12 protein-coding genes are annotated in these 14063 nt (G+C 29.8%); 10 read left to right on the top strand and 2 right to left on the bottom strand.

Going from position 1 to position 14063, the window contains the following annotated elements; translation table 11 throughout:
- Window positions 1–108: 108 nt before the first annotated feature.
- The gene (locus ACH5TW_RS15145) at window positions 109–882 is read right to left on the bottom strand and encodes an O-methyltransferase (protein ID WP_439337340.1); all 774 of its coding nucleotides are present in this window, start codon (window positions 880–882) and stop codon (window positions 109–111) included.
- Between the two features lie 82 nt (window positions 883–964).
- A complete protein-coding gene (locus ACH5TW_RS15150; protein ID WP_439337341.1) occupies window positions 965–2830 on the bottom strand; it encodes an ABC-F family ATP-binding cassette domain-containing protein in 1866 nt (621 codons plus the stop codon).
- A 102-nt stretch (window positions 2831–2932) separates the two neighbouring features.
- Between ACH5TW_RS15150 and ACH5TW_RS15155 the strand changes: the two genes are divergently transcribed.
- The 10 genes from ACH5TW_RS15155 (at window position 2933) to ACH5TW_RS15200 (ending at window position 14059) form a co-directional block, all read left to right on the top strand.
- A complete protein-coding gene (locus ACH5TW_RS15155) occupies window positions 2933–3730 on the top strand; it encodes a polysaccharide biosynthesis/export family protein (RefSeq protein ID WP_439337342.1) in 798 nt (265 codons plus the stop codon).
- Window positions 3731–3739: 9 nt separating this feature from the next.
- Window positions 3740–6202, top strand: coding sequence for a polysaccharide biosynthesis tyrosine autokinase (locus tag ACH5TW_RS15160; protein WP_439337343.1), 2463 nt, complete (start codon window positions 3740–3742; stop codon window positions 6200–6202).
- Window positions 6203–6295: 93 nt separating this feature from the next.
- A complete protein-coding gene (gene cysQ / locus ACH5TW_RS15165) occupies window positions 6296–7084 on the top strand; it encodes a 3'(2'),5'-bisphosphate nucleotidase CysQ (protein WP_439337344.1) in 789 nt (262 codons plus the stop codon).
- A 3-nt stretch (window positions 7085–7087) separates the two neighbouring features.
- Window positions 7088–7672, top strand: a complete 585-nt coding sequence (gene cysC, locus ACH5TW_RS15170) for an adenylyl-sulfate kinase (RefSeq protein ID WP_439337345.1) — start codon at window positions 7088–7090, stop codon at window positions 7670–7672.
- A 15-nt stretch (window positions 7673–7687) separates the two neighbouring features.
- Window positions 7688–8533: an ABC transporter permease gene (locus ACH5TW_RS15175; protein WP_439337346.1), complete on the top strand. Its 846-nt coding sequence runs from the start codon at window positions 7688–7690 to the stop codon at window positions 8531–8533.
- 1 nt (window position 8534) lies between these two features.
- Complete coding sequence (locus ACH5TW_RS15180; protein WP_439337347.1) at window positions 8535–9737, top strand: ABC transporter ATP-binding protein; 1203 nt, start codon at window positions 8535–8537, stop codon at window positions 9735–9737.
- 12 nt (window positions 9738–9749) lie between these two features.
- On the top strand, window positions 9750–11039 hold the full coding sequence (locus tag ACH5TW_RS15185; protein ID WP_439337348.1) for a polysaccharide pyruvyl transferase family protein: 1290 nt from the start codon (window positions 9750–9752) through the stop codon (window positions 11037–11039).
- Between the two features lie 6 nt (window positions 11040–11045).
- On the top strand, window positions 11046–12116 hold the full coding sequence (locus ACH5TW_RS15190; RefSeq protein WP_439337349.1) for a DegT/DnrJ/EryC1/StrS family aminotransferase: 1071 nt from the start codon (window positions 11046–11048) through the stop codon (window positions 12114–12116).
- Window positions 12113–12826: a WbqC family protein gene (locus tag ACH5TW_RS15195; RefSeq protein ID WP_439337350.1), complete on the top strand. Its 714-nt coding sequence runs from the start codon at window positions 12113–12115 to the stop codon at window positions 12824–12826. The genes ACH5TW_RS15190 and ACH5TW_RS15195 overlap by 4 nt, the downstream gene beginning before the upstream one ends.
- A 279-nt stretch (window positions 12827–13105) precedes the next feature.
- The gene (locus tag ACH5TW_RS15200; RefSeq protein WP_439337351.1) at window positions 13106–14059 is read left to right on the top strand and encodes a hypothetical protein; all 954 of its coding nucleotides are present in this window, start codon (window positions 13106–13108) and stop codon (window positions 14057–14059) included.
- The last annotated feature ends 4 nt before the right edge of the window (window positions 14060–14063 follow it).

The raw sequence follows: 14063 nt of genomic DNA on the forward strand, positions 1-14063 counted from the left end.
AAATTAAAAGTTTTTGCACTCAATTTCAGATTGCTTTTGTTATTCTTACAGAAACAGAAATTTATAATAGAAAACATGAACAGATTCCTGCCTTTGCTGGAATGACAATTAAACTCTAATAATAAAATCCTCCTTAACCTGTTCTTTTCTAAAAAAAACAAATCCCCAGAAAAAAGTATCAATGGTAACGGTAGCTTTTGGGTGTTTTTTGATGCTTTCCCAAGCTTCAGTCATGTCTTTACTCCAATAAATATCATCAAAAATAAAAACAGAATCGTTGTGAGCTGTTTCTAAAAGCATTTCGAAATAATTTAAAGTTGCTTCTTTTTGATGGTTGCCATCAAAGAAAATAAGGTCGTATTTATTAGAGTTAAGTTTCTTTATTTCGGTATTAAAATCTCCTGTAATGAGATTAACATTTTTTAATTTAAGCTTTTTTAAACTTTCTTTTGAAAATTTAGAAGTATTTGGGCAGCCTTCAATAGTTGTAATATTGTTTTTTGTGTTGCCTAAACTTATGGCATGTGTTGCAATACCTAAAGAAGTTCCTAGTTCTAATGTGCTTTCTGGTTTAAAGTAATTAGTAACCCTGTATAAAAGTTTCGCTCGTTTATTAGTGGTACCAGCGTTTTTTGCAATTGTTGAAACAGTACGCTCTTGTTGTTTCATGACTTGTGAGCCTGCTCCTAAATCGGTTACTTTTATTTTGCTACTATTTTGTAGAAGCTCTTTTTTGTAGTTTAGAATGTCTTTATATGAACTGTATTTTGATTTATCATAAAAGCATTTAGTAACCAAATCATAAACAAAAGGAGAGTGAACTCCATGTTGATTGGTAGATTTTAAAAGAAACTTTATGTATTGGGTAGCTTGATAAAACATTTTACAAAATTGTTTTTTGATACAAAATATTTCACTAGAACTTATAATGTTTTTTGACTGTAAACTGAGACTGCATACTGTTTCATTCCTCAAGTTTAGATGATAACTCAAACCAGCGTTCTTCTTTAGCATCCATGGTATCAATAATTTCTTGTAATGCTTCTGATAGTTTATTGATGTCGTCTTGAGATAAATCTGGATTATTGAATTTGTTTTCTAATTCTTTTTTATCAAAAGTTAAAGACTTTAGCTTGCTTTCAATATTTTTAAGTTCCTTTTCTTCATTGTAAGATAATTTGTTTTCATTGTTCTTTTTCCAAGCATTCTTATCTTTTTTGTTTTCAGTAGATGTATTAGAAATTACAGGCTGGCTATCTTCATAAACTCTGTAATCTGTATAATTTCCAGGGAAATCTTCAACAACACCATTACCTTTAAAAACCAATAGATGATCGACTACTTTATCCATAAAATACCTGTCGTGAGATACCACTATAATACAACCAGGGAAATCTAAAAGGAAACTTTCAAGTACATTTAGAGTTACAATATCTAAATCGTTTGTAGGTTCATCTAAAATTAAAAAATTAGGGTTCTGAATTAAAACGGTACATAAATATAAACGTTTACGTTCGCCACCACTTAGTTTTTCAACAAAATCGTATTGCTTTTTTCTACTGAATAAAAAGCGTTCTAAAAGTTGTTGCGCACTAATTTGCTTGCCTTTTTTAAGGGGAATATAATCGCCAAATTCTTTTATAACATCAATAACTTTTTGCTCTGGCTTTATAGTAATACCGTTTTGAGTGTAATAACCATATTTTACAGTATCTCCCTTAATTACTTTTCCTGAATCGGGCTTAGAGGTTTCGGTTAATATATTTAAAAAGGTGGTTTTTCCTGTGCCATTTTTTCCAATAATACCAACACGTTCTCCTCTTTGAAACATGTAGTTAAAATTATCGAGAATCGTTTTATCTTTAAAAGCTTTTGATACTTTATGGAATTCTAAAATTTTGCTACCTAAGCGTTCCATGTTTAATTCTAACTGAACTTCATGGTCGTTTCTACGTTGGTGTGCTCGGTGTTTTATATCGGCAAAATCATTAATTCTAGATTTAGATTTTGTAGTTCTAGCTTTTGGTTGACGGCGCATCCAAGTTAACTCTTTCTTGAAAAGTTGTTTGGCTTTGCCTACTTCTGTTGCTTCTAATTCTATTCTTGCTTCTCGTTTTTCGAGGTAGTAGGAGTAGTTCCCTTTGTAGTTGTATAGTTGTCCTTCGTCTAATTCTATAATTTCGTTGCAAACACGTTCTAAAAAGTAGCGATCGTGTGTTACCATAAAAAGCGTCATGTTTTCTTTGGCAAAAAAAGTTTCAAGCCATTCAATCATTTCTAAATCTAAATGGTTTGTTGGTTCATCAAGAATTAGTAAATCGGGTTTGTTTATTAATGCGTTTGCTAGCGCGAGACGTTTTTTTTGTCCGCCCGAAAGCACGCCTACTTTTAGATTTAAATCTTCGAGTTTTAGTTTAAAAAGTATTTGTTTGTAAAGTGTTTCAAAATCCCAGGCATGATGTTGTTCCATGGCTTCAAATGCTTGTTGATAGGCATCAGAATCATTGGGGTTTAAAAGTGCTTTTTCGTAGTTCGAAATAACCTTTAAAATAGGATTGTCGCTAGCAAAAATGGTTTCTTCAATAGTTAAATTACTATCAAATTTTGGGTCTTGTGATAAGACAGAAACAACAATATCTTTTCTGTAAGTTACATTACCAGAATCTGATTCGTAATCACCAGAAAGAATATTTAAAATGGATGTTTTTCCAGTGCCGTTTTTGGCTACAAAAGCAATTTTTTGGTCTTTGTGAACACTAAATGAAATGTTTTCGAAAAGGGTTAATTCTCCGTAAGATTTTGATATGTTTTCTACTGTTAAGTAATTCAAGAGATATGTTTTTTGCAAATAACGGATAAAAAACCAAAAAAAGAGCTATAAGTTTTATTGTTCACGACGAAAACTTATATTTGTGATAAATCAAATCTCTCTATGTTAAAAAAGTTTTTCTTAGTTATTTGCTTGGTAATTAGTATCCTGTTTTCTTCATGTATAACTAATAAAGATGTTGTTTATTTACAAGACAAAGGAACTGTTTCTGATAGTTTGTTAGTTTTAAAAGAATTATCAAAACCGTATAGAGTCCAGGTAAATGATATTTTAAGTATTAATGTTAAAGCATTGGATAATGAGTTAACTTCTATTTTTAATCCAGTAGAAAGTAATGGAGGAAGTGCTTCTCAAGGGCAGTCAGCTTTGTATTTTAATGGTTTTACAATAGATTTACATGGTAATATTAAATTCCCTATTTTAGGAGAAATTAATGTTTTAGGGTTTACTATAGATGAAATTGAAGAAAAGGTAAAGAAAGAATTATTAGAACAGTATTTTAAAGAAACTGCAGAGATTTTTGTAACCGTAAAATTAGCAGGGTTAAGGTATACAACAATTGGAGAAGTGGGTACAGGTGTTTATACTTTGTTTCAAGACCGTGTAAATATTATTGAAGCCTTAGCAAATGCCGGTGACATTAACCAAACAGGAGATAGAACAGATGTTTTAATTATTAGACAGTATCCTGATGGACAAAAAATACATCACATAGATTTAACAGATATTGCTGCCATGAATTCGCCTTTTTATTTTATTCAGCCTAACGATATTATATTAGTAAAGCCTTTAAAGCGTAAAGCTATTGGAGCAGGACAAACAGCTTTTCAGAATTTAACGACTGTAGCGTCAATATTGTCCGTATTAGTTTCTACTTACTTTTTAACCAAAAATCTTTAAGTTTATATTATGATTGAAGAATTTGAAGATTCAGAATCTACTGCTAGTGGTTTCGATATAAACAAGTTTTTATTTAGAGCTTTAAGTTATTGGAAATTCTTTTTATTGCTTTTAGCGGTTGGTGTTTTTTATGTGTATCAAAAAAATATAAGAGAAGAGTTTTCATTTCGATTAGGAACCAAAATATCTGTGCAGGAAGATAGTAATCCACTTTTTACATCTAACGCGAGTTTAACTTTCAATTGGGGAGGTGTAACGTCTAAGGTGCAAACCATGATTGTAACCTTAAAATCGCGAACCCATCATGAAAAAGTAGTAGATCGTTTAGAGTTTTATAAAAGTTATTTAAAGCAGGGTAGGTTTAGGATGCAAGATATTTATAAGTCTGCTCCTTTTAGGTTTCGTCATGATTATAATGCACCACAGCTTTTAAATATTCCAATAAAAATTACGTTTCTAACTCCCGATTCCTATCAATTAGAAGCAGAGTTTTTAAATCCGGTAGCACAGGTGCAAAACTATATTACAAAAAATATATCTACTGTTAGTGTTCCAGTAGGTGTTTATAAAAAACAATTTAAATTAGGAGAAATTATAGATCTTCCTTTTTTAAAAGGTGTTATTAATTTGCCTAAAAACCGAAATACCATAATTGGCGCCCCGTTTTTTATTCAATTTAGAAATTTTGATAGTGTAGTTGCTAGTTATCGAGGTAGAATAAGTGTAGGTAATACAAGGAATTCACCAATTCTAGATATTTCACTTACTGATAAAAATACTCATAAAATAGTAGATTATTTAAACGGTGTTATAGCTGTACTAAGCGAAGATCAATTAAATATAAAAAACCAATATGCAACAAATGCAATAAGTTTTATAGATGAACAAATATCAAGGGTTAAAGGCGAGTTAACCGATAATGTTGAAGCGCTTAACAACTATAGAAAGAAAAATAAAATTTACAATCTTGATAATGAAGGCGGATTACTTAATGATAAATTAACAAAACTTGAAGGCGAAAAAGAATCTATAGATAGGCAATTAAACTATTATTCTAGTCTTAAAAACTATTTATTGACAAGTAGTTCGTTTACAGATATACCTGCGCCGTCTATTGCGGGAATTGGTGATGCTAATATATTAGGCAATGTTTCTAAAATAAATGATTTGTCGGTTCAAAAATCAAAATTGCAATATTCGGTTCGTAGTGATGCCTCTGTTTTTAATGATTTAAACAGGCAAATAGAAGGTTTAAAAAATGTGCTTTTAGAAAATATTAGTTCAGTTACAGATGGTTTAAAAAGAGAGTTGGTTACTGTAAATACAAATTTAAGTGTTTTGGAATCTCAATTTAGCAAATTACCCGAAGATCAACAACAACTATTAACCATTAAACGACAATATTCACTAAGTCAACAAACTTATAATGTTTTTTTAGCTAAACGCGGAGAAGCTCAAATGATTAAAGCTTCCAATGTGTCTGATGTTTTAATAATAGATCCAGCTAAAAATATAGGGGCGCAACTTTTAGCTAGAAATCTAAATGTTCGTTACGTTTTTGCCTTTTTTACAGCATTGCTTATACCGTTACTTTTAGCTTTTGTTTTAACAATTTTAGATAAAAATATTCATAGCCCTATGGATGTAGAAAAATTATCGACTATTCCAATGTTGGGTGTTGTTGGAAAAAACAAGCTTGATAATAATTTAGTAGTTCATAGAAAACCAAAATCGGCGGTAGCAGAAGCTTTTAGGGCTATTCGATCTAATTTACAGTACTTTTATAAGTCTCAAGAATTAAATGGAGCTAAAACATTAATGGTAACTTCTTCTGTAAGTGGTGAAGGAAAAACATTTTGTTCCATTAATGTTGCAACTGTTTTTGCTTTAAGCGGTAAGAAAACTATTTTGTTAGGGTTAGACCTAAGAAAACCAAAGATATTTGGAGATTTTAATATAGAAAATGATATGGGTGTGGTTAATTATATCATAGGTCAAGCCTCTTTAGAATTGGTTATTCAAAAAACAGATATAAAACATTTAGATGTTATTACATCAGGGCCTATTCCTCCAAACCCTTCTGAGTTATTAATGAGTGAAAAATTAGGGGAGTTAATTACAATTTTAAAAAAGGATTACGAATATATTATTCTTGATACACCTCCTGTAGGTTTGGTAGCTGATGCTTTAGGATTATTAGACTTTGTAGATGCATCTTTATATGTAATTAGGCAAGATTATACTAAAAAGGGGATGCTTAATTTTATAAACGAAAAATACAAAACCAAGCAGATACAAAACATTAGTTTAATTTATAACGGCTACGACCAAAAAGCGAAATATGGTTATGGTTATGGTTACGGTTATGGATATGGATATGGCTATGGAAATTATGCAAACGGGTATCATGATGATGGAAAATCAAAAAAAGGCGTTTTAAATAAATTAAAAAAAATATTTAAACGAGTTTAATCTAAAAGCAAAATAGAAGTAGTAGTCAAAAGTATATCATTTAAAATAGATGATTTTATTATAGTTTTGGTGAGGTTTTGAGTTAATTAAATAATGAATACGTTACTTTCAATAGCTATAGAAGCAGCCATTTTAGCAGGAGCAGAAATAATGAAAATCTATTCAAATAGTTTTGATGTGGTTTTAAAATCGGATAATTCACCATTAACTAAAGCAGATGAAAAGGCAAATGACGTGATAAACTCTTATTTAAAAGATACAAACTTTCCTGTTATAAGTGAAGAGAATAAACAAACTGACTATACTGTTAGAAAAAAATGGAATACTTGCTGGATGGTAGATCCTTTAGATGGCACAAAAGAGTTTGTAAAACAAAATGGAGAGTTTACAGTAAATATAGCGCTAATTAAAAATAATAAGCCTGTTTTAGGTGTTATTTACGTGCCAGTATCTAAAACCTTGTATTATACTAATAGTACTGCGAATAAAGCTTATAAGTATTGTTTAAATAGTCACGAGTTTACAAACGATATATTTAAAAATAGTGTAGTACTATCTAAAGAAGAAAATTTAAGTAACCATCTAAAAATAGTTGGCAGTCGTTCTCATAAAAGTAAAGAAACCGATATTTTTATTCAAAACATAGAAAACCAAGGAAAAGAAGTTAGTCTCGTTTCAAAAGGCAGTTCTTTAAAGTTTTGTTTGGTAGCAGAAGGTAAAGCAAATATCTATCCTAGATTTGCGCCAACTATGGAATGGGATACTGCTGCAGGACATGCTATTTGTAATGCCGTTGGTTTAAAAGTGATACAAGCTAATAAAAAAGACGAATTGCAGTATAATAAAGAAAATTTGTTAAACCCTTATTTTATAGTGCAGTAGTATATGGAACAGATTAAAAAGCAAAACTATACTATAAACAGACAAGATAGAGCAGAACTTAACAGTCATAAGCCCTGTTTAATATGGTTTACAGGTTTGTCTGGTTCAGGAAAATCTACCATAGCTAATTTATTAGAAAAAGAGCTATATAAAAAAAAGATTCATACCTATAGTTTAGATGGCGATAATTTACGACAAGGGCTAAATAAAGATTTAATGTTTTCAAAACAAGACCGTATAGAAAACTTAAGGCGTACTGCCGAAGTAGGGAAGCTTTTTGTAGATGCGGGCATAGTAGTTATTGCGGCATTTATTTCGCCGTATAATAAAATACGAGAAGATATAAAAGCTATTGTGGGAAGCGATTATTATATTGAGGTTTTTGTAAACACACCACTAGAAGTATGCGAACAACGCGATTTTAAAGGTTTATATAGAAAAGCACGAGCAGGAGAAATTAAAAATTTTACTGGTATTAGTTCTCCTTATGAAGTGCCTATAAATCCAACAATAGAAATTAAAACAGTTAACGAAAGTCCTGAAGAGGCTGTTGCTAGAATTTTAACAGTTTTAACAAGTAAACTATAAATTAGGTACTTTAAAATGCAACTAGAAACCAAAATATATCAAAAAGAAAACAACCTTAAAATTGGCAAGCTATTAAAAGCGAGTGCTAAAGATTTTTTTGGTTCGCATTTTTTAGCAAAACAATTAGCGACCCGCGATATTAAATCGCAGTATAGGCAATCGTATTTAGGTATTATATGGGCTTTTATTACGCCACTTATGTCTGCTTTTGTTTGGATATTTTTAAGTACTACTGGTACTATAAAACTTTCTGATACAGGTGTGCCATATCCAGTGTTTGTGTTTTCAGGTACTTTAATATGGTCCATTATAAAAGAGTCCATTAATTTACCAACAAGTAACACTAATGCCGCAAGGGGGATTTTAACTAAAATCAATTTTCCTAAAGAAGCCTTGGTATTATCGGGTATTTACAAGCTGCTTTTTAATAGTTCTATAAAAATAGGACTTTTAATTATTTTAATTTTCGCTTTTGGCATCGGGTTTCATTGGTCACTATTATTGTTTCCTTTAGCCATTATGGTAGCCATTTTATTTGGCACCACTTTAGGCTTATTTATTACACCAATAAGTCTTATTTATAACGATATTTCTAAAATTATTAGTATGGCATTAGGCTTGTTAATGTATATAACTCCTGTAGTGTATGTTATTCCTAAAGCAGGAATAATGAAAACGGTTATGGAGATAAACCCTTTTACAGCATTAATTTTAACCGCACGTGATTTAGCATTAGGAAGCATGCCAGAATATTTGGTTTATTTCGGCTGGATTTTTATAGTAAGTAGTTCCCTGTTTTTTATAGGCTTGCTGTTTTATAGGATTTCCATTCCTATTATTGTAGAACGTTTAAGTGCTTAATATGAAAGAGAACGAAGTATTGATAAAAGTAGAAGGGCTCTCAAAAAAATTCTGTAAAGATTTAAAAGCAAGCCTGTGGTATGGAGTTAAAGATTTAGTGTCTAATGTTCGAGGTAATAAAAACGAAAGAGAATTACGAGATAAAGAGTTTTGGGCGGTAAAAGATATTAATTTCGAGTTGCGTCGTGGCGAATGTTTAGGCTTAATAGGGCATAATGGCGCAGGAAAATCTACCTTACTTAAAATACTAAATGGTTTAATTAACCCAGATGCAGGGAAAGTAACTATAAAAGGACGTGTAGGTGCGCTTATAGAATTAGGAGCAGGTTTTAATCCTGTTTTAAGCGGACGTGAAAATATTTACAATAATGGTGCGGTTTTAGGCTTTACTAAAAAAGAGATAGATAGTAAAGTTGAAGACATTATAGATTTTTCTGAAATACGCGAGTTTATAGATATGCCTGTGCAAAATTATAGTTCTGGAATGAAAGTACGTTTAGGCTTTGCTGTAGCAGCACAAATGGAACCTGATGTGTTGATTATTGATGAGGTGTTGGCGGTGGGGGATTTAGGGTTTATATTAAAATGTTATAAACAAATAGACACTATTTTACCACATACTGCCATTATTTTTGTGTCGCATAGTATGCCCATGGTTTCTAGAATATGTAACCAAATTATTTTAATGGATAAAGGAAGGGCAAAATTTAAAGGAAAAGATATTAGTAAAGCCATAGATATTTATTATAGCCGTTTTGTTGATAATAAAATAGACATTGTTTACACAGATAACTCAATAGAATTGATAACTGTAGAGTTAATAAAACCTACTAATATTATTGATAAAATACCTCAATTAGATAGAGGTTCTAATTTAAAATTGTATTTTAATTTTAAAATATTAAAAAAAATAGGGTTACCTATGTTTTCTATAATTTTATTAGATAAAGAACAGAGGCAAGTGGCTATGTTTGAAAGGAATAATGAGAATTCTTTTTTATCATTTAAAGATAATTACATTGAGTTTAATATGACTCATGAAAATATTCAATTATCAAAAGGGCTTTATTCTATAAGTATAGTTGTAATTACAAAGCGGAAAGAGCCACTATTAAGAATTAATAATGTTTTGGCTTTCCAAATTATTCATAAGGAACAGGTTTGGGCTCCTTTTTTACTTAAGTCCAAATTCGAGAATTGTTAAAAAATAATTTATATGAAAACAATGGTTATAGGTCTTGGACCTGAATATAATTATAATGTTAAAAATCATTCAGTTTGGAGTAATGATAATACCAAGTATGCAAGTAATCATGGGGCTAGTTTAATTTCTAGAACGTTGATTGAATTTTTTAATGCTGATTATATTGATGATTTTTCGAATATAGAATATTATAAAAAAGAATACGATTTATGTGTAATTGCTTTCGCTACACATGTTACAGATTGGAGAGATGTTTCAAGGTATTCTGAATTTGTTAAAGCTTTAGGAATAAAGACAATTGCTTTTTCATTAGGTATTCAAGACTATGCAAAAGCATCGTCTAATGTTAATACAATCCATCCATCATTAAAAAAATTATTAGATTATGTTATAATTTCATCTGGATTTTGTGGTGTAAGGGGGCCTAATACTGCTTCTGTGCTTATAAAGGCAGGCTACAAACCAGAAAACATTATTAGACTAGGATGCCCAACTTTATTTAGACCGCTTAAAAGAGGTTTGAAAATCACTAAAAATCAGAATTTTAATAAGCCGCTTATAGTTTTTCATCGAACTATGGCAAATTTAAATAAAAGTTTAGTAGATGGAGCTCCATTATTAGGGCAAGATTTTTTAGATGAAGTTATTTTTAATAATGGTATAAGTAATCAGCATAAAATAAAAGAACTAGAGCTCAATAGGTATTCAGAACATAAGAACGGAAGTTATACCTTGGAGAAAGTAGCTGAGAATGGAGTTTTTTATAGAACATTTGAAGAATGGTTTAATGAAATAAAGAAACATGATTTTGTTTTAGGAGCTAGACTTCATGGGTGTATAGCAGCCCTTATTCAAGGAATACCTGCAGTAATGATAGCTAGAGATATTCGTGTTCAAGAAATTGCTGAGTTTTATAAAATCCCATATATAAAATATGAGGATGTTGGAAATAAAACAATACAAGAAATATATGAGGATGCAAATTTTGATGAGTTTAACAAACTATATGTGCATAGATTTGATAATTTTATAAAATTAATGGATGATTTAAAGGTTACAGATCATCTTACGTTTAAAAAGGAGATTCCTGATGATTATTGGTTTAATAAATCAGATATGAATGCAGATATAAGAATATGTTACTCAGATTTAAAAAACTTATCTCTAAAAGTAGAAGGTTTGTCAAAAAAAGTTAATAAACTTGAAATTTTGTCCACTAACATCGAAAAAAAAACAAATAAAGTTTTAGGCTTATTTAAAAAAATACCTGGTTTTAAAATTTTAAAAAAAATTATTAAATAACTATTTGTGATAAACGTAACCAAAACATTCTTGCCACCTCAAGAAGAGTATCAAGCTATTTTAAAACGTGCTTGGGATACAGGTTGGATGACTAATAGAGGCGTTTTGGTACAAGAACTTGAGGTTAATTTAAAACAATATTTAGGAGTTAATAATATACTTGCTATGACTAATGGCACCTTGCCATTACAAATTGCAATAAAAGCATTAGGTCTTACAGGAGATATTATAACAACACCTTTTAGTTATGTGGCAACCACAAGTAGTATTGTTTGGGAAGGTTGTAATCCTGTTTTTGTAGATATTCATCCAGAGTATTTGACTATAGATGAAACTAAAATTGAAGCTGCAATAACCCCTAAAACTTCGGCAATACTGGCGACCCATGTGTTTGGGAATCCTTGTGATGTTGAAGCTATAGAGCAAATAGCCTCCAAACATAACTTAAAAGTCATTTATGATGCCGCCCATTGTTTTGGTGTAACCTATAAAGGTCAATCTATTTTTAATTATGGAGATGTAAGCACCTGTAGCTTTCATGCCACCAAGTTATTCCATACAGGAGAAGGTGGTGCTTTGTTTTGTAAAACCAATTATTATGAAACCATGTTTTATCATCATAATTTTGGGCATCAGGGCAAAGAAGCATTTAAAGGGTTGGGAATTAATGCGAAAATGAGCGAACCTCAGGCAGCTATGGGTTTAGCAGTAAGGCCCTATATGAAAACTATATTGAAGTTACGAAAACAAATTGTAGCTTATTATAATGATACTTTAAAAGAAACTAATATAAAAACATTAAAGCTCAGAAAGGAAACTAAATGGAATTATTCCTATTATCCAGTTATATTTAATTCTGAAGCAGCCTTGCTAAAGGTAAAGGAAGCTTTAGAAAAAAAAGAAATATTTCCTAGGCGTTATTTTTTTCCAAGTTTAAATGAATTGCCATATTTAAAATATAACAGCATGCCTATTTCTGAATCCATCACCAGAAGAATATTGTGTTTACCTTTATATGATAGTTTATTGTTAAGTGAAGTAGATGACATGTGTAAACTAATAAAAAAGAGTTTATGAAATTAGGAATCATGCAACCTTATTTCATGCCTTATATGGGGTATTTTGCATTGATAAATCAAGTAGATCAATTTATTCTATTTGATACACCTCAATATATAAGGCATGGTTGGATTGAGCGCAATAGGGTTTTAAAGTTAAATGGAGAACCTATGTATGTTAAAGTTTCTTTGATAAAACACCATAGAAATACCCAGATATGTCAAATAGCTATTAATAATACAATAGATTGGAAATCTAAAATTTTAGCACAATTAGTACATTATAAGAAAAAGGCACCTTATTATAAAAATGTGATTGAACTTTTAGATGCTATTTTTAAAGATGAATATACAAGTATTGTAGACTTAAATTATAAATCGTTAGAAGTAATATGTAACTATTTAGATATAAAAACACCTATATCTATTTGGTCTGAAATGAATATTGAAATAGAACCTGTTAATGCGCCAGATGAATGGGCACTAAATATTAGTAAAGCTTTAAAAGCGCAGAGTTATTTTAATCTTCCTGGTGGACGTTCTTTTTTCGATAAGGAAAAATATAGTAGGGCAGGGATTGATTTAAAATTTTTAGAAATATTTGGAGAGTCATATCAACAATTTGGCCAAGACTTTGTTGGTTACTTATCTATTCTTGATGTTATGATGTTTTGTGGTAAAGAAGAAATTAAATTAATGATAAATAGAGTTGATATTACCAATTTATAAGCGTTAAGTTTAATTGTTGAAAAGATTAGGTGAAAGAATGTTTTAATCAATTACCTAATGAATGTAAAAGAGAATTTAAATGAGAAACTGTATTTTGGGTTATTTGAAAAGTATTTTGCTTTCTTTTAATATCGTAGTTTAATATAATTTTTTCAAATAGATGAATTTAATGAAATGTAGTGTTTCTCTAAAAATATTTTGAATCTTTTGATTCATCATGATATTAAATATATAGGTCTTTTCTTTAATTTAGTTGAAGAAATATTAAAAGTTGAATGTATGAAAAAAATAGGAGGTTTTTTCGAGTTGGAAATAGCAGACGGGGAGTCATTATTTCATGATAACTCTATTAAACTGTCAACTGCTAGAGCATGTTTAAACCTAATTTTACAAACTAAACGATATAGTAAAGTGTATCTTCCTTTTTATTGCTGCAATGCTTCAATAGAACCTTTGGATTTATGTGGAATTTCATATGAGTTTTATAATATTGATGAGCAATTAGAAATTTGTAATAATATTGTCTTAAAACCTACAGAGGCTATTATATATTGTAATTTTTTTGGAATAAAGGCGGCATATGTTAACCATTTGGTAGAGGTTTATAAAGAACAAGTTATTATAGATAATTCACATGCGTTTTTTATAAAAGGGTATAAAAATAATTTTTCATTCACAACTGCTAGAAAATATTTTGGAGTGCCAGATGGGGCATTTTTATATGCTCCTAATAAAATAATAACAACTAATTTTTATAGAAATAATCGAGTTTCTTTGAATCATAATTTAAATAGATTACTTGGTAAACAAAAACAAGCTTATCAAGAATTTGTTTCTTACGAAAAAAATCTTGATTCCAATATTAATATAATTTCAATAGTTTCTGAAAAAATATTAAAAACAATTAATTATAGTAAAGTAAGAGCTATTAGAGATGAAAACTTCAGTTTCTTTAAAAAAGAATTTCAGGAACTTAATCAAATTAGTATTAATGATGAAACGGACTGTTTTTGTTACCCGCTGCTATTAAATAAACCAATTGATAAAGAGTTATTGTTCAATAAAAATATATTTATTCCGTCTTATTGGCTAGATGTTACTAAAAGAAAAATGGTAGAAGGTTTTCAATTTGAAAACAAATTAAGTTTAGAATTATTACCATTACCAATAGACCACCGCTATACCAAAGAGGATTTAATAAGGGTTTCAATTGCAATTAAAAAAATGATTTAGGGTT

This window comes from Thalassobellus sediminis (assembly GCF_044386045.1).
GTDB classification, from domain to species: domain Bacteria; phylum Bacteroidota; class Bacteroidia; order Flavobacteriales; family Flavobacteriaceae; genus Thalassobellus; species Thalassobellus sediminis.

Bases quoted from the DNA above. Each gene is read 5' to 3' on its own strand.
- ACH5TW_RS15145 (WP_439337340.1), bottom strand. From the start codon at position 882: ATGTTTTATCAAGCTACCCAATACATAAAGTTTCTTTTAAAATCTACC.
- ACH5TW_RS15155 (WP_439337342.1), top strand. From the start codon at position 2,933: ATGTTAAAAAAGTTTTTCTTAGTTATTTGCTTGGTAATTAGTATCCTG.
- ACH5TW_RS15160 (WP_439337343.1), top strand. From the start codon at position 3,740: ATGATTGAAGAATTTGAAGATTCAGAATCTACTGCTAGTGGTTTCGAT.
- cysQ (WP_439337344.1), top strand. From the start codon at position 6,296: ATGAATACGTTACTTTCAATAGCTATAGAAGCAGCCATTTTAGCAGGA.
- cysC (WP_439337345.1), top strand. From the start codon at position 7,088: ATGGAACAGATTAAAAAGCAAAACTATACTATAAACAGACAAGATAGA.
- ACH5TW_RS15175 (WP_439337346.1), top strand. From the start codon at position 7,688: ATGCAACTAGAAACCAAAATATATCAAAAAGAAAACAACCTTAAAATT.
- ACH5TW_RS15180 (WP_439337347.1), top strand. From the start codon at position 8,535: ATGAAAGAGAACGAAGTATTGATAAAAGTAGAAGGGCTCTCAAAAAAA.
- ACH5TW_RS15185 (WP_439337348.1), top strand. From the start codon at position 9,750: ATGAAAACAATGGTTATAGGTCTTGGACCTGAATATAATTATAATGTT.
- ACH5TW_RS15195 (WP_439337350.1), top strand. From the start codon at position 12,113: ATGAAATTAGGAATCATGCAACCTTATTTCATGCCTTATATGGGGTAT.
- ACH5TW_RS15200 (WP_439337351.1), top strand. From the start codon at position 13,106: ATGAAAAAAATAGGAGGTTTTTTCGAGTTGGAAATAGCAGACGGGGAG.